General features: G+C 58.7%; 23 protein-coding genes and 1 riboswitch. Of the genes, 2 read left to right on the top strand and 21 right to left on the bottom strand.

Annotation, left to right across the window (positions count from 1 at the left end):
- Nucleotides 1-15 precede the first annotated feature (15 nt).
- The 8 genes from Q0955_RS09190 to Q0955_RS09155 all read right to left on the bottom strand — a co-directional run bounded on the left by Q0955_RS09190 (nt 16) and on the right by Q0955_RS09155 (nt 6,005).
- On the bottom strand, nt 16-963 hold the full coding sequence (locus tag Q0955_RS09190; protein WP_299423422.1) for an ABC transporter substrate-binding protein: 948 nt from the start codon (nt 961-963) through the stop codon (nt 16-18).
- 16 nt (nt 964-979) lie between these two features.
- Nucleotides 980-1,945, bottom strand: coding sequence for a HesA/MoeB/ThiF family protein (locus Q0955_RS09185; RefSeq protein ID WP_299423419.1), 966 nt, complete (start codon nt 1,943-1,945; stop codon nt 980-982).
- A complete protein-coding gene (locus Q0955_RS09180; protein WP_299423417.1) occupies nt 1,942-2,538 on the bottom strand; it encodes a thiamine phosphate synthase in 597 nt (198 codons plus the stop codon). Before Q0955_RS09180 ends, Q0955_RS09185 begins: the two co-directional genes overlap by 4 nt.
- The gene (locus Q0955_RS09175) at nt 2,535-3,308 is read right to left on the bottom strand and encodes a thiazole synthase (RefSeq protein WP_299423414.1); all 774 of its coding nucleotides are present in this window, start codon (nt 3,306-3,308) and stop codon (nt 2,535-2,537) included. The genes Q0955_RS09180 and Q0955_RS09175 overlap by 4 nt, the downstream gene beginning before the upstream one ends.
- Nucleotides 3,309-3,311: 3 nt before the next feature.
- Nucleotides 3,312-3,506 (bottom strand): sulfur carrier protein ThiS, encoded by a 195-nt coding sequence (thiS, locus tag Q0955_RS09170; RefSeq protein WP_299423412.1) that lies wholly within the window; start codon nt 3,504-3,506, stop codon nt 3,312-3,314.
- Nucleotides 3,490-4,467, bottom strand: a complete 978-nt coding sequence (locus Q0955_RS09165; protein ID WP_299423409.1) for an FAD-dependent oxidoreductase — start codon at nt 4,465-4,467, stop codon at nt 3,490-3,492. The genes thiS and Q0955_RS09165 overlap by 17 nt, the downstream gene beginning before the upstream one ends.
- Nucleotides 4,464-5,267 (bottom strand): bifunctional hydroxymethylpyrimidine kinase/phosphomethylpyrimidine kinase, encoded by an 804-nt coding sequence (gene thiD / locus Q0955_RS09160; RefSeq protein ID WP_299423406.1) that lies wholly within the window; start codon nt 5,265-5,267, stop codon nt 4,464-4,466. Before thiD ends, Q0955_RS09165 begins: the two co-directional genes overlap by 4 nt.
- A 49-nt stretch (nt 5,268-5,316) precedes the next feature.
- A riboswitch (TPP riboswitch) is annotated at nt 5,317-5,424 on the bottom strand.
- A 110-nt stretch (nt 5,425-5,534) separates the two neighbouring features.
- Complete coding sequence (locus Q0955_RS09155) at nt 5,535-6,005, bottom strand: YHS domain-containing (seleno)protein (protein WP_299423404.1); 471 nt, start codon at nt 6,003-6,005, stop codon at nt 5,535-5,537.
- Nucleotides 6,006-6,131: 126 nt separating this feature from the next.
- Between Q0955_RS09155 and Q0955_RS09150 the strand changes: the two genes are divergently transcribed.
- Nucleotides 6,132-6,689 carry a TetR/AcrR family transcriptional regulator gene (locus tag Q0955_RS09150; protein ID WP_299423401.1) on the top strand — a complete coding sequence of 186 codons (558 nt, stop codon included), beginning with the start codon at nt 6,132-6,134 and terminating at the stop codon, nt 6,687-6,689.
- Between the two features lie 15 nt (nt 6,690-6,704).
- On the opposite strand, the gene Q0955_RS09145 is transcribed toward Q0955_RS09150, so the two are convergent.
- The 8 genes from Q0955_RS09145 to Q0955_RS09110 all read right to left on the bottom strand — a co-directional run bounded on the left by Q0955_RS09145 (nt 6,705) and on the right by Q0955_RS09110 (nt 16,379).
- Nucleotides 6,705-7,547 carry a GNAT family N-acetyltransferase gene (locus Q0955_RS09145; protein ID WP_299423399.1) on the bottom strand — a complete coding sequence of 281 codons (843 nt, stop codon included), beginning with the start codon at nt 7,545-7,547 and terminating at the stop codon, nt 6,705-6,707.
- Between the two features lie 143 nt (nt 7,548-7,690).
- Entirely contained in the window at nt 7,691-8,989 is a 1,299-nt protein-coding gene (locus Q0955_RS09140; protein WP_299423396.1) for a pitrilysin family protein, read from the bottom strand.
- Entirely contained in the window at nt 8,986-10,323 is a 1,338-nt protein-coding gene (locus Q0955_RS09135; RefSeq protein ID WP_299423394.1) for a pitrilysin family protein, read from the bottom strand. Before Q0955_RS09135 ends, Q0955_RS09140 begins: the two co-directional genes overlap by 4 nt.
- Nucleotides 10,324-10,433: 110 nt before the next feature.
- Nucleotides 10,434-10,979 carry a DUF3035 domain-containing protein gene (locus tag Q0955_RS09130; RefSeq protein WP_299423391.1) on the bottom strand — a complete coding sequence of 182 codons (546 nt, stop codon included), beginning with the start codon at nt 10,977-10,979 and terminating at the stop codon, nt 10,434-10,436.
- A gap of 26 nt (nt 10,980-11,005) precedes the next feature.
- Nucleotides 11,006-11,479 carry a signal peptidase II gene (gene lspA / locus Q0955_RS09125; protein ID WP_299423389.1) on the bottom strand — a complete coding sequence of 158 codons (474 nt, stop codon included), beginning with the start codon at nt 11,477-11,479 and terminating at the stop codon, nt 11,006-11,008.
- 175 nt (nt 11,480-11,654) lie between these two features.
- The gene (gene purH / locus Q0955_RS09120) at nt 11,655-13,244 is read right to left on the bottom strand and encodes a bifunctional phosphoribosylaminoimidazolecarboxamide formyltransferase/IMP cyclohydrolase (RefSeq protein ID WP_299423387.1); all 1,590 of its coding nucleotides are present in this window, start codon (nt 13,242-13,244) and stop codon (nt 11,655-11,657) included.
- A 19-nt stretch (nt 13,245-13,263) separates the two neighbouring features.
- Nucleotides 13,264-15,006, bottom strand: a complete 1,743-nt coding sequence (locus tag Q0955_RS09115) for a heparinase II/III family protein (RefSeq protein ID WP_299423384.1) — start codon at nt 15,004-15,006, stop codon at nt 13,264-13,266.
- Between the two features lie 101 nt (nt 15,007-15,107).
- Nucleotides 15,108-16,379 (bottom strand): transcription antitermination factor NusB, encoded by a 1,272-nt coding sequence (locus Q0955_RS09110; protein WP_299423381.1) that lies wholly within the window; start codon nt 16,377-16,379, stop codon nt 15,108-15,110.
- 77 nt (nt 16,380-16,456) lie between these two features.
- Here Q0955_RS09110 and Q0955_RS09105 point away from each other — a divergent pair, with 77 nt between their 5' ends.
- Nucleotides 16,457-16,642 carry a DUF1674 domain-containing protein gene (locus Q0955_RS09105; RefSeq protein WP_299423379.1) on the top strand — a complete coding sequence of 62 codons (186 nt, stop codon included), beginning with the start codon at nt 16,457-16,459 and terminating at the stop codon, nt 16,640-16,642.
- A gap of 6 nt (nt 16,643-16,648) precedes the next feature.
- On the opposite strand, the gene Q0955_RS09100 is transcribed toward Q0955_RS09105, so the two are convergent.
- The 5 genes from Q0955_RS09100 to dapB form a co-directional block, all read right to left on the bottom strand.
- Nucleotides 16,649-17,986 (bottom strand): hypothetical protein, encoded by a 1,338-nt coding sequence (locus Q0955_RS09100; protein ID WP_299423376.1) that lies wholly within the window; start codon nt 17,984-17,986, stop codon nt 16,649-16,651.
- Between the two features lie 280 nt (nt 17,987-18,266).
- A complete protein-coding gene (locus Q0955_RS09095; RefSeq protein ID WP_299423374.1) occupies nt 18,267-20,339 on the bottom strand; it encodes an ABC transporter permease subunit in 2,073 nt (690 codons plus the stop codon).
- Complete coding sequence (locus Q0955_RS09090) at nt 20,336-21,388, bottom strand: glycine betaine/L-proline ABC transporter ATP-binding protein (protein WP_299423371.1); 1,053 nt, start codon at nt 21,386-21,388, stop codon at nt 20,336-20,338. The genes Q0955_RS09095 and Q0955_RS09090 overlap by 4 nt, the downstream gene beginning before the upstream one ends.
- A gap of 6 nt (nt 21,389-21,394) precedes the next feature.
- A complete protein-coding gene (locus Q0955_RS09085) occupies nt 21,395-22,357 on the bottom strand; it encodes an ABC transporter substrate-binding protein (RefSeq protein ID WP_299423369.1) in 963 nt (320 codons plus the stop codon).
- Nucleotides 22,358-22,630: 273 nt separating this feature from the next.
- Complete coding sequence (gene dapB / locus Q0955_RS09080; protein WP_299423367.1) at nt 22,631-23,440, bottom strand: 4-hydroxy-tetrahydrodipicolinate reductase; 810 nt, start codon at nt 23,438-23,440, stop codon at nt 22,631-22,633.
- Nucleotides 23,441-23,463 lie beyond the last annotated feature (23 nt).

Here is a 23,463-nt window from a genome sequence, read left to right as displayed (position 1 = left end):
AGTTTTGCGCGCTCATTATTGGCTCATCGCCGGGGCGGTGACGTCAATGGTGATCGCCTCAACCGGGTTGATCGACGGGATCATGCCGCTGTCCTTCAGGAACTGCTCAAAGCGCACATAACGACCGGCATCATAGCCCGCTGGGCGCAGCGCAAAGCGTGGCAGCGTGTCAACCCATGCCCGTTTGTTCAATTCGTCCTGCAGCTCCACGGAGGTGCCGGAGAAGATTTCCCAGCTTTTGACCGGGTTGTTCACAATGTACTGGGTGGCTTTCTCAGTCGCCGCCATGAAACGCGCAATTTTGTCGGCATCCATGGTCTCTGGATTGGCCACATAGATCAACTCGTCATAAGACGGCACGCCTTCTTCCTCGATGTAGAAGCACGTGCCTGGGTGACCTTCGATGTCCATCTGGTTCAGCTCAAAGTTCCGGTAGGCCCCGATCACCGCGTCCACTTGACCGGACATCAGAGATGGCGACAGGGAGAAGTTCACATTGACCAGCTCAATGTCATCGGTGGTCACACCATATTTGCCCAGAACCGCGCCCAGCACAGCCTCTTCCACGCCAGCCACGGAGAAGCCAACCTTCTTGCCTTTCAGGTCCGCCGGAGATTTGATGGGGCCATCTTCCAGCACCAGCAGGCAGTTCAGCGGGGTCGCGACCAGCGTGCCAACACGCTTCAGCGGTAGACCTTCGTGGATTTGCAGGTGCAGCTGCGGCTGGTAAGAGACCGCCAGATCAGCCTGACCAGCGGCCACAAGGCGCGGCGGCATGGAGGGGTCAGCCGGAGCCACAATTTCCACGTCCAGGCCAACTTCTTCAAAATAGCCGTTTTCCGCGGCCACGATGATCGGCCCGTGGTCGGGGTTGATGAACCAATCCAGCAGAAGGGTCATCTTATCAGCCGCCATGGCTGGGGTTGCGGCCATCAGGGCCACAGCTGCGAGTAGGTGCTTCATCACGTTTCCTCTCGTTCTAAGAAGCGGAGGCCGCGACAAGAACAATCTCGCCGGGCCAAATCTCTTGGGTGGTTTCCGCCGCACGCCAGGACCGCAGTCCCGTGGCACAGCACAAGGCCAGCCGCCCCTCGGCGATTGGCAAATGATCTTTCAACTGATCCGGCAGGATGCGGAGCGCGTCTCGATGGGCGGGCTCTGGCGCTTCCTCTTGGCCGCGCAGCTCGACAATCGTGTCGGCCTCGCTGAGCATCTCCGACGACACAAATCCAAAGGCCGTCTCCGGCTCCGGCGCAGCATCAAAACGAAACGGCGCACTGCGCATGGTTTTGGCATCAAACTGCACCATCTGTCCCAATGGGCTGGGTTGGTGCCCCATCAAGGTCGCCAGCGCCATCTGCGCCTGCATCGCGCCGATCAAGGCCACCACTGGCCCCATCACGCCAGCAGTTGCACAGCTTGCGCCGCTTTCGGGGGCCTCCGGGAACAACGCTCTCAAAGAAGGCGCACCGCCGCAAACACCGGCTGCATAGCCCGACAATGCCAAGGCAGAGCCGGTGATAAGCGGGATGTTTTGCGCGAGACACAAATCGCTCAGCGTGTAGCTCACCGCGTAGCTGTCGGCGCAGTCCATCACCAATGTGACACCCTCCAGCAGCGCAGGCGCATTGGCGGGAGTCAGCCTTGCAACCACGGCTTTGACACCAATCTCGCCGTTGATCGCCCTGCATCGTGCTGCCGCCACCTCGGCCTTCGGCTTGCCTTGGTCATCTTCCGTAAACATCGTCTGACGATGCAAGTTGGACAGCTCCACAGTGTCCCCATCAACAATCGTGATGCGTCCAACACCCGCGCCCGCCAGTAAAGGCAGCGCACTTGCCGCCAGCCCACCCGCGCCAATGACCAGCACATGGGCAGCTGTCAGGGCCGCTTGGCCCTGCGCACCCACTTCCGGCAGGATCATCTGGCGCGCGTAGCGGCTCACTTGCAGACCTCCAACCACTGGCGCACGCGATCTTCCGGATCGTCGTTCAGGGTGATGTCAGTGACCGCAGAGACAATATCTGCCCCGGCCTCAAACACGCCCGGCGCGCGCTCCACCGACATGCCGCCGATGCCCACCAAAGGCACCTCACCCACACGCGCTTTCCACTCGGTCACACGAGGCAGGCCCTGTTGGTGCCATTTCATCTTTTTCAGAATGGTCGGATAGACCGGCCCCAGCGCGACATAGTCCGGCTGTATCGCCAGCACGCGCTCCAGCTCGTCGTCATCATGGGTCGACACGCCCAGTTTCAGCCCCGCAGCGCGGATCGCTTTAAGATCGGCGTCGTCCAAATCTTCCTGACCGAGGTGAATCCAGTCGCAGCCCAGATCAATCGCCGCCTGCCAATAATCATTGATGACCAGCGTACAGCCGTGTTCGCGACACAAGGCCTGACCTTCCGCAATCTGTGCGCGGACGTGATCTTCAGAGGCGTCTTTGATGCGCAACTGCACCAGCTTTATGCCAAGCGGCAACAAGTGCTTGAGCCAACTCACATCATCAAAGATCGGGTAGAACTTGTGCAGGCTCATGACAGGAACGCCTTTCCAATGACAGGGGTGGAGGCTTCCGCCATGTCGCGCGCCTCAATTGGATCGGCCTCAAAACCCATCTGACCTGCTTCCACGGCGGCCATCATCCCCTTGGCCATGGCCACCGGATCACCGGCTTTCGCCACCGCTGTGTTCAGCAAAACCGCATCAAAACCCAATTCCATCGCCGCCGCCGCATGGCTTGGCAGGCCAATGCCCGCGTCCACCACCAAAGGCACATCGGGGAATTCGGCGCGCATCGCCCGCAACGCATAGGTGTTGTTCAACCCACGACCAGAGCCAATTGGCGCGCCCCAAGGCATCAACACCTCACAACCCGCTTCCAGTAGTCGCTCGCCCACGATCAAGTCTTCGGTGGTGTAGGGAAACACCTCAAAACCGTCCTCAGACAGGATGCGCGCGGCCTCAACCAGTTGAAACACATCCGGCTGCAAGCTGTCGGTGTGGCCGATCAGCTCCAGCTTGATCCACTTGGTGTCAAACACTTCGCGGGCCATATGCGCCGTGGTCACCGCCTCTTTCACCGTGTGACAGCCCGCCGTGTTGGGCAGCACCAGCACATCAAGGTCAGCGATCATCTGCCAGAAGGTCTGCCCCGCGCCGCCAGCGCCCTCGCGGCGCAGTGACACAGTCGCCACGCCTGCGCCGGACGCCCGAAACGCCTCTTCCAAAATCGCCGGGCTGGGATATTGCGCCGTGCCGAGCATCAGCGGGTTTGGCAGCTCGACACCATAAAACGACTTGCCCATCGCTCAGCCCCCCTGCATCGGCGCAACCACTTCAACGCGGTCGCCATCCGTTAATGTCTGCGCGGCGCGCAATCCGGCGGGCACAAACTCTTCGTTGAGCGAGGTCGCCACCCGCCCCGAAAACCCACACTCAGTCAATAGCCCAGCCAAGTCCGTGGCCGCCACGTCGCGGGCCTCTCCGTTAAGCACGATCTTCATCGACCATCTCCGAATGAATGTTGTGAAGCGCCAAATCCGCGACGCCTTTGGCCAGCGCAGGGGCCAGCAAATAGCCATGGCGGTACAAACCATTGGCGTAGATCGTACGTCCTAACCGGCGAATGCGCGGCAGGTTGTCGGGAAACGCGGGGCGCAGATCGACGCCGATTTCCAGCACTTCCGCCTCGCCAAAGGCCGGATTGAGCGCATAGGCCGCGCTCAAGAGCTCCAGCATCGAGCGCGCGGTAATCCGGCTGCTGTCTTCGCTCTCAATCGAGGTCGCGCCCAGCATGTAAACCCCGTCGCCGCGCGGCACGATGTACAGCGGAATGCGTGGATGTAGCAGGCGCACAGGGCGGGTGATCTCGACATCCGGCGCGCGAATGATCAGCATCTCGCCTTTCACGCCGCGCAGATCATACAGATATTCCCGCGCCGACAGGCCCCGACAATCAATTGCATTCTCCAAGCCGCTCGGCGCGATCTTCTTATGAAATGTCACGCCCTTGTCGACCAACCCGCGATACAAATCCTGCAAGGCTTTGCGCGGATCAAGATGGGCTTCGTCTTCAAAGAACAGCCCCTGCCCAAAGCCATGCAAATCAGGCTCTAACGCGGCCACTTTCTCGCGCCCAACCTCGGCAAAGCCTTCGGTGCGCCGTGCAAACCGGCGCATGTCTGGCAGGTCACGTTTGTTGGCGACAACCAATGTGCCCGCCTTGGTCACGCGGGTCCGTTTGGACCACCAGCCAATCGCCTCCTGCCCAAAGCGCAGCACAGGTTCCTCGGCGTTCTCATACTCACACCACGGGGCCAACATGCCGCCCGCCCACCAGCTACAGCCGTGTGGGCCGGGTGGGCCGGCAGGATCAAACACCTGCACCTCGGCCCCACGCTCCGCAAGCTCCGTGGCCACGGCCAAACCAGCCACGCCAGCGCCTATGACGGAATAGAGCGTCACGCTTTCCAAACCCGGTGGAAGTGGTGCAATGGACCATGCCCATGCCCCACGTTCAAATCATCCGCGGCGGCAATCGCGCCTTGCAGGTACTCATGCGCCTCCTTGACGGCGATTGGCAGCACCAGACCTTTTGCCAAACCAGCAGCAATCGAGGACGACAACGTACAACCGGTGCCATGGGTGTTCTTGGTCTGCTTGCGCAGCGCGGTCAGCTCCAGCTGCGTGCCCTCATAGGTCATCAGGTAGTCGTGGCAGATGTCGCCATCCGCGTGACCACCCTTCATCAGCACCGCTTGCGCGCCCACCGCACACAACGCCTGCCCCTGCGCCACAACCTGCTCTTCACAGCAAGCGAACTCTTCCTTCAAAAGCGCCGCCGCCTCCGGCAGGTTTGGCGTGATCACCGTGGCCCGTGGCACCAGCACATCGCGCAACGTCATCACAGCCTCTTCCGCCAACAGGCTGTCGCCGGATTTCGCCACCATCACCGTGTCGAGCACCACCGGACCGGTGAAGTCTTTAATCGCTTCCGCGACCGTGTGAATGATCTCCGGTGTCGCCAACATGCCGATCTTAATCGCGCCCACGTCCATGTCAGACAGCACCGCATCAATCTGTGCGCGCACCACGTCCAACGGGATCGGATGCACCGCTGTCACCGCCTGTGTGTTCTGCGCCGTCACCGCCGTGATCACACTGGTGCCAAAGGTGCCCAGAGCACTAAACGCCTTCAAATCTGCCTGAATACCCGCACCGCCGCCGCTGTCGGAGCCTGCAATTGTCAAAGCGATATCGGCCATAAATGACGTCTCCCAGTTTCAAAACGGGATTCCGCGCGGCAAAAACGTCATCTACTTTGACACCGTTCCCTCCGCCGGTATTGCCCGGATCAGGTTCGATGGGTTTACGCCTAAGCGATTCTCAGCCCTGCAATGCAGAACACCCCAACGGTTAATTGCCTCTTAGACAAAGCCATCCGCCACGTCAATCACCACCCGCCAGACGCAAAAAGCCCCCACCGATCGCTCGGTGAGGGCCAACGGCCATCGGAGTGGTGGCAGGGTGCCTTATTGCAGGCTGGCCGGGTCTTTGTCTGCGATGTTAGTCCAGTTGGCATCGGCCTTCTCAATGAAGCCCGGAATGTCCGCAACCCAACGCTCTTGCACGTCCTGGGAAATGTTCAGGAACAGCTCGCCGTCGACGATTTTCCAGTGGTTTGGATCACCGTCAAATTTGAAGCCCATCGCCGCGCCAAAGGCACAGTATCCGCCATACTCAGGCAGGTAGGCTTCCGGGTCCGCTTCAAACGCGGCTTTGTGCTCTTCAGTGGCAAAACGATAGGTCGCGTCATTGTAAGAAGAGGTGATTTTCCAACTGCCCTTTGTTGGGGCACCTTCTGTGAAATAGGCCACCGGGTCATAGCCTTGCAGCGCCAGGCCGGTGGAGGATGCGTTCAATTCAACGCCGGCCGCAATTGCCGAAGTTGCAACAGCCACGGACAGCGCGGCACCGGTGATCAGGGATTTAAAATGGGTCATAGGGGAGGTTCCTTTGTTAACTCGATAAATTAGAAACCAATCAGTTCCTAACTACCCTCTATTTACAATTCGGAACCAAATGGTACAAATCAACTGAGCGTGACACGAGCGTGAGGTTGGAAACCCTTGGCCAGACCCCGAGAATTTGACATTGCCAAGGCGCTGGACGGCGCGATGCGTGTGTTCTGGCGTCAGGGCTACAAAGCCACCAACCTGCCGGATCTTTTGTGCGCAATGAAACTCACCCGAGGCAGCTTTTATAAGGCGTTTGGCGACAAAGGCGCAGTCTACTACCACGCGCTGGAACGCTATGACGAAGAAGTGGTGAGCGCCAATCTGGCCGCGCTCAAAGCCTGTGACGCGCCTGACGCCACCACCTGCCTGATGCCGATGTTCACACTTTCAGACGCCGCCGATCACGGCTGTTTTATCTGCAACGCCATGGTCGAGGTGGCACCGGACAACCCCAAGGTTGCGCAAAAGACGCAAGAGATGGCCGACCGCCTGAAACAGGGGATTCTCGGCGTGCTGGAAGTGCGCGATGTCGGGCTATCCCCCGCCCACCGCACCGATCTGGCCGAGATGATCCTGCACCTCTATTTTGGCTTTCAGGCCATGGGAAAATCCGGCCGCGCACAGGACGACTGGGAAGGCCGGATCAGGCGATTGTTGGGGGAAGGCTGACAACAAACCGTTGTCTCAAAGCAGCATGTGTAACTCATACTGGCCAACCCTTGGCCGCGTGTCCAACGTGCTCACAAAGCTGGAAAAACCTGCGTCACCCGCATCAAAATTGATCAGCCGCAGCTCCTCCGCCTCCAACGCTTCACCACACGCCGCCAGCAAGGCACGGGCGACGCCCTGCCTGCGAAAGCGCGGGTCCACCGCAATTTGCGCCACTGTGAGCGTGGACGTGATCACTGCCACACAGCCAATAACCTGCTGACCCTTCTCGGCACACAGGCACATCACGTCCTCCCCTAAAGCCGCAAGCGACTCCGAACTGTGCTGCCAGGATGGTGCCCAATCCTGCGCGCTTTCCGCAAAGGCCGCTGTTTCCGACCACGGACGCGTGACAATGCTGTAGACGCTTGGCGGGACATCCTTTGGCGGCATGATGTGGCAACACCCCAATTGGCGGTGCTGTGTCAGGCCCAACCGTTTGTACAGGCTTTGGGCAACAACGTTGTTTTCAAGCACTTCCATCTGAAGCGACGTCGCCCCATCGCCACGCAAACACGCCAAAACCGCCAGCCCAATCTCCGTGGAGAGACCCTTGCCGCGGTGCGCAGGGCATGTACCACTGGAGATCAGGTAGCCTGCGTCACCGCGTCTCCCAACCAGCCAAAAGGCGGCGACCTCACCATTGACTATCGCAACCCGCGAAACCTCCGGAACAAACCCCCGCTGCGCCAACAGCCTATCGAAAGCGTCTTGCGTCAATTGCATGGGCACAGCGTAATCCGAAAAGGCCACGTTCATGGCCTCCCGCAGGTGTTCACGAGGAATCTCTGTCGCCGCGACAATGTTTGATTGTGTCATTGTGTTTTCGCTCTCAAGCCTGTTCCGCTCGACCGACATTCTCCCCTTTGGGGAATCGATCGCAATCCAAATCAACCAAAAGAATCAAAAAAACGCGGAAGGCTCTCACCTCCCGCGCTTTACATCCTAATGGATGACAGCCTTCAAAGCCCTTCAGGCTTGCCCACCACCACAAATTGCAGCTTCTCGGGCCTCAAAAGCTCTCCTGCCACGCGTTTCACATCTTCCACCGTGACCGCATCCACTTTGTCGTTGCGGGTGGCGATGTAGTCGATCGGCATGTTGTCCATCTGCATGGAGACCATGATGGTCGCAATCGACCCATTGCCATCAAATCGCAGCGGATACGCCCCGGTCAGAAGCGCCTTGGCTTTCGCAACCTCGTCTTCAGTTGGACCTTCGGCGGCCATGAGCGCCCATTCATCCTGAATGACCTCAATCGCCTGCGCCACGCGGTCATTGGCGGAGGACACGCTGCCCATGTAGACGTTCGCCAGATCGCGCAGCACGATGTAGCTGTAGACCCCATAGGACAGTCCGCGCTTAACCCGGACTTCCTCCATCAGACGGCTTTCAAACCCGCCGCCGCCCAAGATGGTGTTGAGCACATAGGCGGCAAAGAAATCTTCGTCGTCGCGGTCAATGCCGTTTTGCGCAAAGGCTGCCACGGATTGTGGCGTGTCAAAATCCACCACATCAATGCCACCGGTGATGTCCACCACCGCATCAACTGGCATCGCTGCGCCGGTTTCTGGCAGATCGCCCAGCAGGCGATCCAGCACCGGCCCGAGCTCTTCGGCGGTGATGTCGCCCACCACGCCAACAAACAGCCGGTCTTTGGCCATCGCGCCCTGATGCGCAGCAATCATGTCTTCACGGGTTAGGGCGGTCACGCTCTCAATTGTGCCCTCCCCTGCGCTGCCATAAGGGTGATCGCCATAGATGATCTCCGCCATACGCGCCCCGGCAATCTTGTCCGGGTCCTTCAGATCGGAACGCAGGCCAGAGAGCACCTGCTCACGCACACGGTCCAGCGCATCCTGCGGGAAGCTCGGCGCCACCAAGGATTTGCGCAGCAAAGCCAGCGCCTCATCGCGGTTCTCGGTCAGCACCCGCGCAGAAATCGACACCGCATCCGCATGGCTGTCATAACCAAACTGCGCCGCCAGCTCTTCGCTTGCCTTGGCAAACCCCTGCGCGTCCATGTCGCCGGTGCCCTCTTCGAGCAGCCCCACCATCAGGTTGGTTGCGCCGCGCGCACCGTCTGCGTCCAGCGAGGTGCCGCCCTTGAAACGGATTTCCAACGCCACAAAGGGAATCGACGGCTCTTCGACCAGCCAGGCATTGATGCCACCGGGCGAGGTGACTTCCTTGATGTTGATCTCCGCCCAGGCAGGCACAGCCACAAACAGCGTCACGCATGTGATGAAAGCACGGATCATTGCGCCGCCTCCTCTTCTGTCAACAGCCAGCCGGTCACCGACTTTTTCCGGTCAAAGATCGTCTCTGCCGCCGCCATGATTTCTTCTGGTGTGATCGACTGCAAAATCTCCGGCCATTCCTGAATGTCACCAATGGTCAGCCCCGAGGTCAGCCCCCGACCATAGCGGTTCGCCACGCTGTCCACATTGTCACGCTCATAAATCTGGCTGGCACGCAGTTGCATCTTGATGCGTTCCAGATGCGCCTCATCCACACCGGTCTGCATGAATTCGGCCACAACCGCATCCATGGCGTCTTCGGCCTCCTGCATCTCAATCCCCGGCGCGGGCACGGTCAGCAGGTTAAACGTCGTCGCATCCAGCGACGTGCCGCGATACCAAGCGGTGGCGTAGATCGAGTTCTTGTCCTCAAACTGCAACTTCTGGCTCAACACAGAGGTCTGCCCGCCGCCCAAAAGCTCCGCCAACAAGGTCAGTGCCGCTGCGCCCCGCTGATCACCGGGGTTGCGCTCTGGCGCAAGGTAAGAGCGCGTCACATAGGGCTGCGCCACACGGGCATCATAGAACTCCATCCGCCGTGCGCTGGTCTGGGGTGGCTCGCTGGGCCGCGCCCGCTCAGGCAGGTCCGGATTGGCCGGGATCACGCCATAGTACTGCTCTGCCAGCGCCTTGACCTCTTCAGGCTCCACATCGCCCGCCACAATCAGGATGGCGTTGTTGGGCGCGTAATAGGTGCCGTAATAGTCCAGCGCGTCCTCAAGCCCAAGCGCCTCCATCTCATGCCGCCAACCAATGATCGGAATGCCATAGCGGTGGTTGAGATACTGCGCCGCATTTAACTGCTCGCGGAACAGCGCACCCGGGTTATTCTCGACCCGCTGGTTGCGCTCCTCAATGATGACATCGCGCTCGGTCAGGATCTCCTCCTCCCCAAGCCGGATATTGACCATCCGGTCGCTCTCCATCGACATCATTAGCTCCAGCCGATCTGCGGCTACACGCTGGTGATAGGCAGTCACGTCATAGCTGGTAAACGCATTGTCCCGCCCGCCATTGGCCGCCACGGTTGCAGAGAACTCGCCGGACTCGAGCTTGTCCGTGGCCTTGAACAACAGATGCTCCAGAAAATGCGCCACGCCGGACACGCCGGGCTTCTCATCAGCAGAGCCGGCCTTGTACCACACCATATGCATCACCACCGGCGCGCGGTGATCTTCAACGACCACCACCTGCATACCGTTCTCCAGCATAAAATCGGTGACCTGATCCTCCGCTTGCGCGGGCAGCGCACTGACCGCCCCAAGCGCCAGCGCACAGACTAAGCGTCGCAACATAAAACAATCTCCTTAAAACAGGCTTGTACAAATAGTTACGCCCCCGAAGGGGCGCTGCAAGGCATCAAACGGATTTGTGAGCAAGAATGGGCACATTCATGCCCAAAACCTTATTCAACCGGGGCCGCCGGTGTACGGGCACCGGCACGTTTCCACCGCCACCACTCATCGCGATAATCCAGAGCCTGACGTTTGTAGACGTCTTCATAGAGTCCTTTTTTGCTGATCCGCAGCCACGTACCGCGACCACGCTTGCGCCGGAACTCTTCGTCTTCGGCCAACACCGTGGCGCGAATGTTCGCCTCACGTCCCAAACGCGATGAGTAGTTCACAAGGTTGCCGTCGCTGGCGGGAATGGCGGTGTTATAAGGGCTGCGCGCGGAAGCTTTGCCACCCAGTGCCGCAACCGCGTCGCCCAGCGGATCCTGATCGGTGCGGTTTACACCACCCGGTGTTGGCGGCGGCAGCGCTGCGTAATCCTTCGGCTGGGTCAGCTCCTTGGCGGGCATGATGGAAAACTCATCCGGCCCGTCACCGGTTGGCGCGTTGGAATGCAGCGTTTTACTGCCCGAACAGGCCGCCAAACCAACGGCAACCATTCCCAAAATCAAAAGACGCAAAAGCCCCATATGCCCCACTCCACGAAACTTGGGCACAGCTTTAGCGCATCCTGACAGGAAGGTCACGCCTCAGTTTTCTTGCCCCCACCAAACACCACTAACCCGATGGCACCGGCAAATATCCACACGTCCGCAAGGTTAAACGCGTAAGGATTGTTGATCCCACAGCAGGACATGTTGAGAAAATCGACCACAGCGCCAAATAACAGCCGGTCGATCACATTTCCGAGCGCACCGCCAATCAGGAAACCGGCACTGATCATGCCCCATTTGCCCGGCGGATCTTTGCGCACCCAATGCAACACAAATCCGCAAATCACAAAGGCCAGCGCAATCAGCACCCATTTGGCCGCCGCTGGACTGTCTGAAAACAGACCAAAGTTGATGCCGCGGTTCCACGCCATGTGAAACTGTAAAAACGGCGGCAGAATCTCAATATGCATCACCTCGCGTAGGTTCAGCGCGTTGAGCACAAGAAATTTGCTCGCCTGATCGGTGATGAAGGCCCAAAAGCCTGCCCAAAACACAAGACGCATCACGGCGCGTCTCCTTCTCTGCCTGTCTGCCTCGGTGCGCCGTTCCGTGTTATCCCCAGAATCTTGCGCCTTGATTGTTAGCGCCCATGCTACGCCACTTTAGGGCGGCGCAACAAGGGTGTGACCCGCGATCAGAGCAATTCCAACCGCAGGCCAATAGCTTTTTTGGTCACTTTTAGTGACGGAAGTGACGCATGCCGGTGAAGACCATCGCCAGACCAGCGTCATCCGCCGCCTTGATCACTTCCTCATCCCGCATGGAGCCACCCGGCTGGATCACACAAGTGCCGCCCGCCGCAGCCGCTTCCAACAGACCGTCCGCAAAAGGGAAAAACGCGTCAGAGGCTACCGCAGAGCCTTTGGCAGGGCTTTCGTCCAGCCCCAAGGCATCGGCCATGCGCTGTGCCTTGGAGGCGGCCACATTGGCACTGTCCAGACGGCTCATCTGACCCGCGCCAACACCCACAGTCGCGCCACCTTTGACGTAGACAATCGCGTTGGATTTCACGTGCTTGGCCACTTTCCAGGCAAACTGCAAATCGGCCATCTGTGCGTCTGTTGGTGCAACCTTGGTCACTACCTTCAGCTCATCCGCTGCCACGGTGCCAACGTCTTTGTCCTGCACCAGCACACCACCGGCAACCTGCTTATAGGCTGTGATCGGCGCGCGTGGATCTGGCAGACCATCGGTCAGAAGAAGACGCAGGTTTTTCTTCGCCGCGAAGATTTCTTTCGCTTCTTCAGAAGCGCCCGGCGCAATCACCACCTCGGTGAAAATCTCTACGATCTTGCTGGCGGTCTCCGCATCCAGCGGCTGGTTCAGCGCCACAATGCCGCCAAACGCAGAGGTGCGGTCACAATCAAACGCTTTCTGATACGCGTCCACCAAGGTGGCGCCCACAGCAACACCACAAGGGTTGGCGTGTTTGATGATTGCCACGGCAGGGCTCACCGCCGGATCGAACTCCGCTACCAACTCAAACGCCGCATCGGTGTCGTTGATGTTGTTGTAGCTGAGCTCTTTGCCCTGCAATTGGGTCGCAGTCGCCACACCGGGACGGCCCGAGCCATCGGTATAAAACGCCGCTTTCTGATGGCTGTTCTCGCCATAACGCAGGGTCTGCTTCAGCTCACCCGCAAAGGCGCGGCGCTTGGGGGCTTCCAGCTCCAGCTGCTCTGCCATCCATGTGGACACAGCCGCATCATAAGCGGCAGTGCGGGCATAGGCTTTCTGAGACAGCTTGCGGCGGAACTTCGGACAGGTTGCCCCGTCGTGCTGATCCATGTCGCCCAGCAGCTTGTCGTAATCCTCAACGTCGACAATCACGTTCACAAAGGCCGCGTTTTTGGCAGCCGCGCGGATCATCGCCGGGCCACCAATGTCGATGTTCTCGATGCAGGTGTCATAATCCGCACCCGCCGCAACGGTTGCTTCAAACGGATAGAGGTTCACCACCAAAAGGTCGATGCCACCAATGCCGTGCTTGTCCATTGCCGCAACGTGATCCTCATTGTCACGCAGCGCCAGCAGACCGCCATGCACCTTCGGGTGCAGCGTCTTCACGCGGCCATCCATCATTTCCGGAAAGCCAGTAACCTCGGACACGTCTTTCACCGCAAGCCCCGCATCGCGCATCGCTTTGGCGGACCCGCCGGTGGAGAGCAGCTCCACGCCGCGGTCTGAAAGGGCTTTGGCGAGATCGATCAGACCGGTCTTGTCAGACACGGAAATCAGGGCGCGGCGAATAGGCTGGAGGTCGCTCATCGGGATAGGGTCCTTGGGCTCAGGTGTTCAAATCCATTTCGTCCCGGTTCAGGTCCCTGATTGCCACATTGGTCTCATGTGCTTTGCTCAGCGACCACCGGATGCGGGTCGCATACTCCATTGCCACGCCAGATAGAACGATTTGTTTGGTCGCACGCGGCTTTAATCGCCCTTTTTCGAGGAAAACACTGGTATCCAGCCGCATTTTCGCGATCGCATCGTGCCGAAACACCCAAAGTTCGCCGCTTTTGAGCGCAATCGACACCGCAGCGCCGCCCATATCAAGCGAGGCATCGACCTCCGGATGCAAGTGAAACGCGATTTCAAAGGGGATTCCCTGCAACGCGCCTTCGTCCATCGCCTTATCAAACCGCCGCTTGGCCGAATCTTCCATCGCGATGATCAGGTCTTCCCCCGCCATGCCACGCCCATCAAAGGTCAGCTCAAGCGTCCGCGCATGGGTCAGCCCATGGGATGCAATATACCCGTCATGCCCGCCTTCAAACCGCAGCCCGTCCGGCGCTTGGCTCATCTGGATCGGCACATCTTTGGGGGCATCGACCAGTTGTTCTTCACGCCAACCGCGCCCCTCTTCGCCAAGCCGCGCACTGGACAATTCGTCCACCGTGACCGTGGAATGAGAAGGCGTCGCCCGTCCAAACCGCCGCCAATCTTCGCCAAAACTCGCGCCTGAGCCACAATTCACCACCAAAGGCCGCCGCCCGCTGGTCAGCTCAAACGCCATCGTCGACGCATGGGCATTGAGCGAACTTGCCCCGGTTGGGGGCGGGCTGGCGTCAATCACCACGCTTGTGCGCCCAGCTGAGAGCCGCGCGTATCCCATCGCCAGACCATCCGCCTGCCGGGTTTTGTTGCCACTTTCCGCCAGAGCCGAATCCAATCGCCCTTCCATGCCGCGGCCACCCCCGTGGAACCGCGCCAAACCACCATCGGAATGACGCAACGTGCGCAACGTAGGCGCGATCCGCTCAATCGCCTGCATGTGCATGGCTGATGGCTGACGCCCCGCATCCTTGAGCGCCGTCGCCGCCCAGGTCAGCAAGGTGAACACTTCAAGCAATTCTTCGGGATTGCGGGTCGGAATCCCGCCCTCTTCATCCACCTGCCGCTCACATTCTTTGTCCAGCGCCTTCAGTGCCGGCTCCACATGTTGCGACATGCCTTCCAGCGCCAGCCCCGCATAGATCAGGCCGGTCAGCGCCTCAAAGCGTGGCAAGCCCGGCACCGTTTTGTGCCAGCGTTTGGAGAGGAAAATTGTCTGCTGTGCCAGCGAGCGGTAGAAATCTTCTGACTGCGCCGAATCCCGCGCCCTGAGCAGGAAAATCGCATGGCTGATCCAGCGGATCAGCCGGCGTCCCGCCAAATCCGGAATCCATCCCGGCCCAGAACCACGCCCATACCGATCAATCCAACGCCAGACCCATTCCTGCGCCCGCTCCCGCGCGGGCATGTCCCCCACCGCTGCCAGATCATCCAACCAGGCAAAGCCATGCTGCTCCTCGGCAAAGACCTCATCGGGCACAGCAATGTCCCACATCGAGGTTTTGGGCGCGCTGACCAAATGGCCTGCGAACAGGAAATTCCCGGCCACCAGCTGCTTGCCACGGGCAAACAGCCCAATGGTGCGCGGTTCCGGCATGCTTGTGAACCCTGTGGCAGGCCGCGCACGGGTGCTGATCCGGGCCGCAACACGGTGATTAAACCGTGTCCAGCGCGCCGATATAGTCTTTGGTTTGGACATCCACTCTGCCTCTACGCTCTTTGGCGTTTGGCGAGAGTGTAGCGAGGTGTTAGCGCTGAGTCACCGATTGAATCAGCCCATCACCTTCCATCGGCAAAAGCTCACTGACCTTTGCGCAGCATCGCCACGTAAAACCCATCCATGCCACCTTTGTCCGCCCAATAGTCCGGACGCAGCCGCAGGCCACCTTCCTCGGTGATCCAAGCCGGATCCACACCATCAATCAACACCGCGTCCCGATCCACGGTGACATCCGCCCAGCGCTCCGCTGCCTCTTCCACCTGCACTTCGCCTTCATCCGGCAACAGCGAGCAGGTGCAGAACACCAAACGCCCCCCCGGTTTCAGCAAGCCGATTGCGTGGTCCAGGAACACTTCCTGCAAGCCAATCAGATCGCCAAATTCACTGCCATCTTTGGCAAAGGGCAAATCAGGGTGGCGTCGAATGGTGCCAGTGGCCGAACAAGGCGCATCCAACAGGATCGCATCGTATTGGCCTTCCTGCGCCATCACGTCCCCCACCACAACCGTGGCGTTGAGCTGCACGCGCTTGAGGTTCTCTTCCAGCCGTTCCATACGCGACGCGCTGTCATCCACCGCCGTTACAATGGCCCCCGCAGCGGCCACCTGCATGGTCTTGCCGCCCGGCGCGGCACAGAGATCCAGCACCGTCTCGCCCGGCTGCGCATTCAGTACCCGCGCCGCCATCGACGCGGCGGCGTCCTGCACCCACCACTGGCCCTGCTTGAAGCCGGCAAGCGCCGTGACCTGCCCCGCATCGGCAATACGGACCGACCCGTTGGGCAACACAACACCACCCACAGCTTCGGCAATGCCTTCGGCATCTTCTTTCACGGTCAAATCCAACGGCGCACCGGCAAAATGGGCCGCTTCGATGTCCAGCATGGTTTCCGCGCCATAAGCCTGCGCCAGAGGTTTGCGCAGCCATTTGGGCAGGCGCGGCACCCGCAGCTTGTCCCATTCCGCCTGACCTTTATCATTCACCTTGCGCAGAACGGCGTTGACCAGCCCCTTCATGCCAGCGGTACGCTTGTTCTTGGCAACGATGTTCACGGCATCGTTCACCACGCCATGCGCCGCACCGCCAAGACAAAGCTCCACCGTGGCCAGCCGGAGCACATTGTGCACATGCAAATCCGGGGTCTTTTTCATATGTTTCTGCAACACTCGATCCGCACGTTCCAGATTGCGCAGCGTATCAAGCGCCAGCCGTTGCGCACGAGCGCGGTCGGCTGGCTCCAGCTTGCTCAACCCGCCACTCTGGATCAGGTCATTAAGCAGACGCCCGTCTTCCATAACCTTATCCAGCAAACGCACAGCGCTGCGACGGGTGTAATAACCGGAGTTTGACATGGGACAGGTTTCCTTACGGACTTGAGATCGGCAGACGGGCGCGTATATCAAGGGCTAGGCCTGAAAGGAACCCTCTCATGACTGACGCCTCCGATTCCCGCGACGACTTGCCCGAAGCTGCTAAGCGCGCTTTGGCCGAAGCTGAAGAGCGGCGCAAGAATGCGAAAGCCGTCAACATGCCCACCGAGCTGGGCGGTCGTGACGGACCAGAACCCGTGCGCTACGGCGACTGGGAGAAAAAAGGCATCGCTATCGATTTTTGAGGGGCCTTATTCGAGAAATGACCATCCAGCCGCTGACAAGTTTTGCATCAGGAAATCGGCTTCTTCTGGGTCTCTGAAAAAAACGCGGGCGATCATTTCTGGGCGAAAAGTAGGCCAGCCAGTCTGAATACGCTGCACCGCTTCTTTTGCACGAGTATGATCTCCATTGGCTTGATATGACGCTGCCAGATACATCAACGTCGTTACATTATGCCCGCGCCCTTCTCGTTCTGAATTTTCCAACACTGATATTGCTTCACCAAAGTCTCCAAGGTGGAAACTGGAAAATGCATAGAGTCGCTCCCGTGCGACCACGGTTTCTTCGACATCCGAAATGCGGTCCTTCCGCGTGGCTTCAAGCGCTTCCTCATATTGATGTGTTATCATTGCGACCACACCAAAAGCGCTGGACACATAGGGATCTTGCGAATCCGCAGTATACGCCTGCTTTGACAGCTCCATTGCCAGAGAAAACTCCTTCTCCGCAAAAGCTGTCAACGCAGCAGACGACAAAACCCAGGGATCTTGCGGCGCCAATGCCATTGCATGTTTCCGCATCCGCCGCGCGTCCTCAAGGTGTCGCCGCGACACACCACCACCCGACGTCACAATTGCCAGTGTCGACAAGGCGTATCCAGCAGTCGCATAGGCTTGGGCTGACTGGGGATCCCGATCTATTGCTTCATATGCGATGGCAATCGCCAATCTCTGACGATCCATCTCCAGTATTGGGAAAAGGTGATTCCGCGCCTCGTCTTCCAACATTGGTACAGTCAATTCCGCGAAATGGGCCGGTAACGGAGGTCGACCCTGCGCGGCTCTCAGGCCTTCTATGGGAATCGCCGAAATCGGAAGCTCACTGGGCCCCTCCTGCGTCAGAATCAATCCGATGCCGATAACAAGCCCGGCTATTAACAACCCAGCTGGCACCAAAAGCCGAAAGGGCACCATGGGGCGCTGGCGTTTGGGAGCATTAACCTTTGCTTCCCACATCTGAAAATCCAGATCATGTTGCGCCGGATTGACGGAAATTCGAACCGGATCATCCGCCCCGTCTCGCTGGTAGTACTCCGCCAGTTTCTCGGACAAGCGCGTAAAGGCCCAAGCCAATTTCCGCCCGACCTCCTCTTCAGGGCGATCGGCAAAAAATTCCGCTATCACAGCCTCGCGACTGCCATTCTGGGCGCGTCCCGCCAGATAGTCCTCCACCAAAAACCGCAGCAGCATCTCTTGCTGTTTTGCCGCTTTGAACGTCTGGCTCCCATACACGCGCGCGGCCGCGACCCGGATGACATCCGGCGCAATTCTATACTGCATTCCTTTGGGCGCGTCAGGATCTGGCATAAATGCACAATCCCCCCGAATTCTTAACAATCCACTCAACCGGCAGCCTGAGTGTCACTCCATCAAAGCAAGTGTGCCGCGCTCGGCGCGATAATGCAAATCCACCCAGGGTTGCACACATACCCACCCAACCATGCAACGTGAGCCGCAACAGCGCACGCTTTGTTTACAAGTCAATTCATGAGAAATTGCACCGACGCGATACCGACGCAATGCAGCCGCGATACCGAAGTCAAAAAACGCAACCGAACCGAAGTGTTAACCCCGATTCGGTGAAGTTTCACAGCCCTAGCGCCTGCCGACGTTCCTCAGCAAAGCCCTGTACCAACCGATCCGCCACCAGTGCCAGAATGGCCATCGCCGCACCTGCGGTGATGCCAAGCCCGACATCATATTGACCAAGCGCCAAAAAGATCGACTGCCCCAGCTCAGTTGTACCGATCAACGCAGCAATCACCAACATGGCAAAGGCATAAAGAATGGTCTGGTTCAACCCAAGCAAAATGGTGGGCGCGGCAAAGGGCGCACGCACCTCAAACATGGTCTGCCATTTGCCCGCACCGCTGGCGGTCGCCGCCTCGATGATCTCGTCTGGCGTGCTGACCAACCCATGCCTTGTGTAGCGGATCATCGGCACCACCGCATACATGCAAATGGCTATAAACGCTGAGAACTCTCCGATCTGGAAAAACATCAACACTGGGATCAGAAACACAAACAACGGGATGGTTTGCAGGAAGTCACAGATAGGCCGGAGCACCATCCAGGCGGTTGTGCTCATGGCACTCCACAACCCCAAAAGCCCGCCAATAACCGCACAGGCAAAAACCGCCGCGCCTGCCAGATACAGCGACAAAAGCGCCCGCTCCCACAGACCGGAAATCAGGATCAAAGACAGCAAGATCACAGCCAATCGCGCTAGCTTCCAGCCGCCAGATACCCAGCCAATCGCGCCTGCGCCCAAAATCACCACAGGCCAAGCCAGATGTGCCACGCCAATTTCCGCAATATAGGCAATAATCAGCACCATCACCGCGGCCGTGACCCGACCTTTAAAGATCAAAATCAAGGAGATAAGCAGTGCTGCACCATAGAGCATGGCAGTGTGTTTCACAGTCCAGGCAAAGCCCCAGGTGAACGGCAATACCGCCTCTGCCAGACCTATACGCAGTGGCAAAAGCCCGTAAAACATCGAAGTGTTTTTTACACTGTCCAATGTGGAGCCGTAGGTCGCGGTGAACACACCGACCCCCTCATCCACACGCTTGGCAATCCCGTCCATCGCCGCCACGCCAGTTGGTGACCACCCTGCGAATAAGGACCAGATCGTCACCGCTGCGCCGACTGCCAAAATCCCAAGCGCCACATTGCGGTCCTGAGGTTGTCGTGGCTCGGCAAGCGCAGCGGACATGCGATCAATGATAATGGCAAACACCACAATCACAGATCCCGCCAAAAAGGCTGGTCCAAACAACGCCTTACGCATGGTTTGCAGCACTTCCCAACCAATGTCGTCAAACCCGCCAATCACCGCTGCGATGATCACCATCGACAGTGCGGCCATCAAACATTGGTTCACGCCAATCATGATCTGCTGCGTCGCCGCTGGCAGTTCCACAAGGAACAACTGCTGACGCCGTGTGCCACCTGACATCACTGCTGCTTCGCGGATTTCCGTATCCACGCGTTCCAAACCCAATAACACATTGCGCGCCATCGGCGGCGCCGCATAGATCGCTGACGCAATCAAGCCAACCACAGGCCCAAAGCCAAAAAGCACAAGCAGAGGAACAAGATAGGCGAAAGTCGGCACCGTTTGCATCACATCCAGAAGCGCGTTGACCGCCCCTTTCATGCGCGGATATTCAAACGCCAAAATGCCAATTGCCGCGCCCATCACCAGCGCCAGAGGCACCGAAACCGCCACCAACGCCAGAGTGTTCATGCCCTGCGACCAGTAGCCGGTGAAGACCACAAACATCAGACCAAAGAAGCCCAATGCCGCCAGCCGGATACCACCAATCATCCAACCAATTGCGGTCACAACGGCCACGATCATCGGCCAGGGCACGGCGTTCAAAAGCCAGCCAACCCACTCCATCGGGTAGCTGACCAAAAACGTAAACGCCCGCGCTATCGGCTTGAAAATATCCAGAAAACCACCAACCAGCCACGTCATCCAATCAGCCATTGGCACAGTCAACGCCGCGGGCCACTTTACGAGCCACTCAAAATGCGCCCCAAGCAGGCGGCACGTCACAACCACGGCAAGAACAAACAGCGCAGCCTGGCTGCCCTTGGTGAGTGTCAGTTTACGTTCCGCGCGAACTGACACGGCCTCTGCCGCGCTCATGTCTCTTCTGCCTGCAACGCGTTGGCGAGCTCATGCGGATGCACCGCGCCAATCACTTTGCCTTCCGCATCGCGCACCGGCACGGGCTCATAAAGCTCCATGCATTTGGTCAGCGCCGTATCGAGCGTCATGCCAATTTTGATACCCGGATCGTCTGGCATATTGTCGGGGATACCGTCCATCAGGATCGATTCAACGCACGCATGGCGCCCCTTGGGCACGTCTTTGGAGAACTCTGCGACATAGTCATCCACCGGATGCAGCACGATCTCTTCCGGCGTACCGATCTGCACAATTTCTCCATCGCGCATGATCGCGATCCGGTCGGCCAGTTTCAGAGCCTCCTGAATGTCATGCGTAATGAAAACAATGGATTTTTTCAGGGTCGCCTGAATGTTGAGGAACTCGTCCTGCAACTGACGGCGGATCAATGGATCCAGCGCAGAGAATGGTTCGTCCAAGAACCAAATGTCTGGATTCACCGCAAGTGAACGCGCGATACCCACCCGCTGTCGCTGACCACCGGACAGGTTACGCGGATAGGCGTCCTCGCGGCCCTCCAGACCAACCATCTGCAGAACCTCTAGGGCCCGCGCACGGCGCTCCGCCTTGCCTGCTCCCTGCATTTTCAGAGGGAAAGCCACGTTGTCGGCCACCGTCATATGCGGGAACAATCCAAAATGCTGGAACACCATACCCAGCTTGTGACGACGCAGGTCGATCAGGCGCTTGTCACTGGCCTGAAGAATGTCTTCCCCGTCAATGCGCACCGACCCGGCGGTCGGCTCAATCAGCCGCGAGATGCAGCGGATCATCGTCGACTTGCCAGAGCCCGAAAGCCCCATAATCACAAAGAGTTCGCCGGACTTAACCTCAAAATTCGCCGCACGCACGGCGGGGATAAGGGTCTTGTCCTTGAGCTCTTTGGCAATGGCTTTGTCGTCCCCTGCCCCGCGCGCATCGCGCAGAGCCGGGGCGGCGTTTTCGCCGAAGACCTGCCAGAGGTCTTCGACGGCAATCGCCGGAGCGGTGCTGTTTGTATCAGTCATGGAGTCTTACTTGGTTGCGGCGTCGACAACCGACTTCCACTTGGCTTCGTTTTCACCCATCCATGCGGACACAACGTCTTCAACTTTTTCGCCGTCCACATCCACAGCGCCCATCATTGGCTGCTGATCTTCCACAGCCAGTTGATAGTTCACCAGGATTTCATGCGCGGCAGGCCACTTGTCTTTCAGACCAGGCCAACCTGCCTTGAAGATGCGGCTGGCGGAGAAGTCACAATCATTGATCGCATTTGGGTTTGGGCCCCAAGCAGGATCAGTAAAACAGGCATCTTCGCCTGCGGGCAGCTCGACAAACTTCACGTCATAAGCAGACATTGCCCAGTGTGGTTGCCAGAATGTGATCAACAGAGGGGATTTTTTCTCCGTGGATGCGCGCAGCTCAGCAATCAAAGCGCCTTCAGAACCCGCAGGTACCGCTTTGAATGGCAACTCCAGACCGGTCATGCGGTCCGCACCAGGTGTGCCCCAATCCGCTGGGTAATCCACCAGACGGCCCATTGGCAAGGTTTCAGCGGTGGCGAAGTTCATCGCGCAGTCTTTCAGCGCTTCCCAGGCTGGCAGGCCGGGGCAAAGCTCTTCGACGTGCGCTGGGTAAGCAATGCCTTCACGGGCCGCCAAGCCCAGATCAGACAGCTCTTCCAGCTTACCGTCGCCTTTCAGCGCAGCATATTGATCGGACACGTTTGAGGACCAGATTTCCAAGGTCGCGTGAATGTCGCCATCGGCAATCGCCTGGAACTGGTTCATCATGCCAGCGGTCACGTATTCTACTTCGTAACCGGCCGCCTTCAGCATCTCGCCCGCCACATGGGTGGTCACGTGCTGACCGGTCCATTCGTTGAGCGCCAGCTTGATAGGCTCATCGGTTGCACCAAGTTCCGCCGCCTGTGCCGACATGGCCACCGCGGATACCGCAAGCGCCGACAGCCCAGTTTTCAAAAACGTCGTCATGGTCTTCTCCCTGTTGGTCATTTTTTAAATGGTCATTTAAGTTTTTGTTTGCCGGCATAAGAACACAACGTCTTTGACCTGCCAACAAAAAATGCATCTGGTCTGGATGCATCATTTGCGAGGGCTATCACATGGCCCGCCATCAACCGTTGAGTGGTTGATTTTATTGGTCATTTTTCTGCAACCAATTTGAGCACAGCTCTGCGAGATTGCCAATCGCACAAGATGCGCAAAACGCCGCATAGCGTTTTGCGCAGAGTTCGTGGGGGATTCTTACAACCCCAATACGTCAAACATATCATACTCACCGGGTTTTTGACCCTGCCCCCAGAGCGCCGCTTTGAGAGCGCCTTTGGCAAACAGGCTCCGATCGGTGGCTTTGTGGCGCAGAATGATTTGCTCACCGTCACAAGCAAACATCACATCATGCTCTCCAATGATGTCGCCGCCGCGAATGGCCGTGAACCCAATATCGCCGCGCTTACGCGCACCGGTGATGCCGTCACGGCCGCTGTCGGTCACATCTTTCAAGTCGACACCGCGACCTTCCGCAGCCGCTTCACCCAACATCAAAGCAGTGCCAGACGGCGCATCCACTTTGTGACGGTGGTGTGCCTCTACGATTTCAATGTCAAAATCTTCATCCAGCGCCGCCGCCACTTGCTGCGTTAGTTTGGTCAGCAGGTTCACGCCAAGGCTCATGTTGCCCGCCCGCACAATCACGGCGTGGCGCCCACAAGGCTCCAGTTGCGCAATGTCCGCATCGGTCATGCCGGTGGTGCCAATCACATGAACAGCCCGCGCCTGTGCTGCAAGTTTGGCAAAGGCAATAGTTGCCGCTGGTGCGGTAAAATCGATCACCGCCTGCGCTTTGGCAAAAGCCTCCAGCGGTTGATCCGTCACAGTCACGCCCAGCGCCGCGCCGCCCATGGCTTCGCCCACATCCCGGCCAACCCAGTCATGACCTTCGCGCTCGACCGCGCCCACCAAACGCACCTTGTCACTCTCGGACACCGTCTTGATCAGCATCTGCCCCATCCGGCCTGATGCGCCTGTGATCACGATTCCTGGCAATTCCTGCATGGTGTCCTCTCCACTCTGACAAA

The sequence above is a fragment of the uncultured Shimia sp. genome (genome assembly GCF_947493595.1).
GTDB lineage: Bacteria > Pseudomonadota > Alphaproteobacteria > Rhodobacterales > Rhodobacteraceae > Shimia.
Note: the sequence above shows the minus strand (reverse complement) of the source record. Positions and strands in the feature narration are given on the sequence as shown.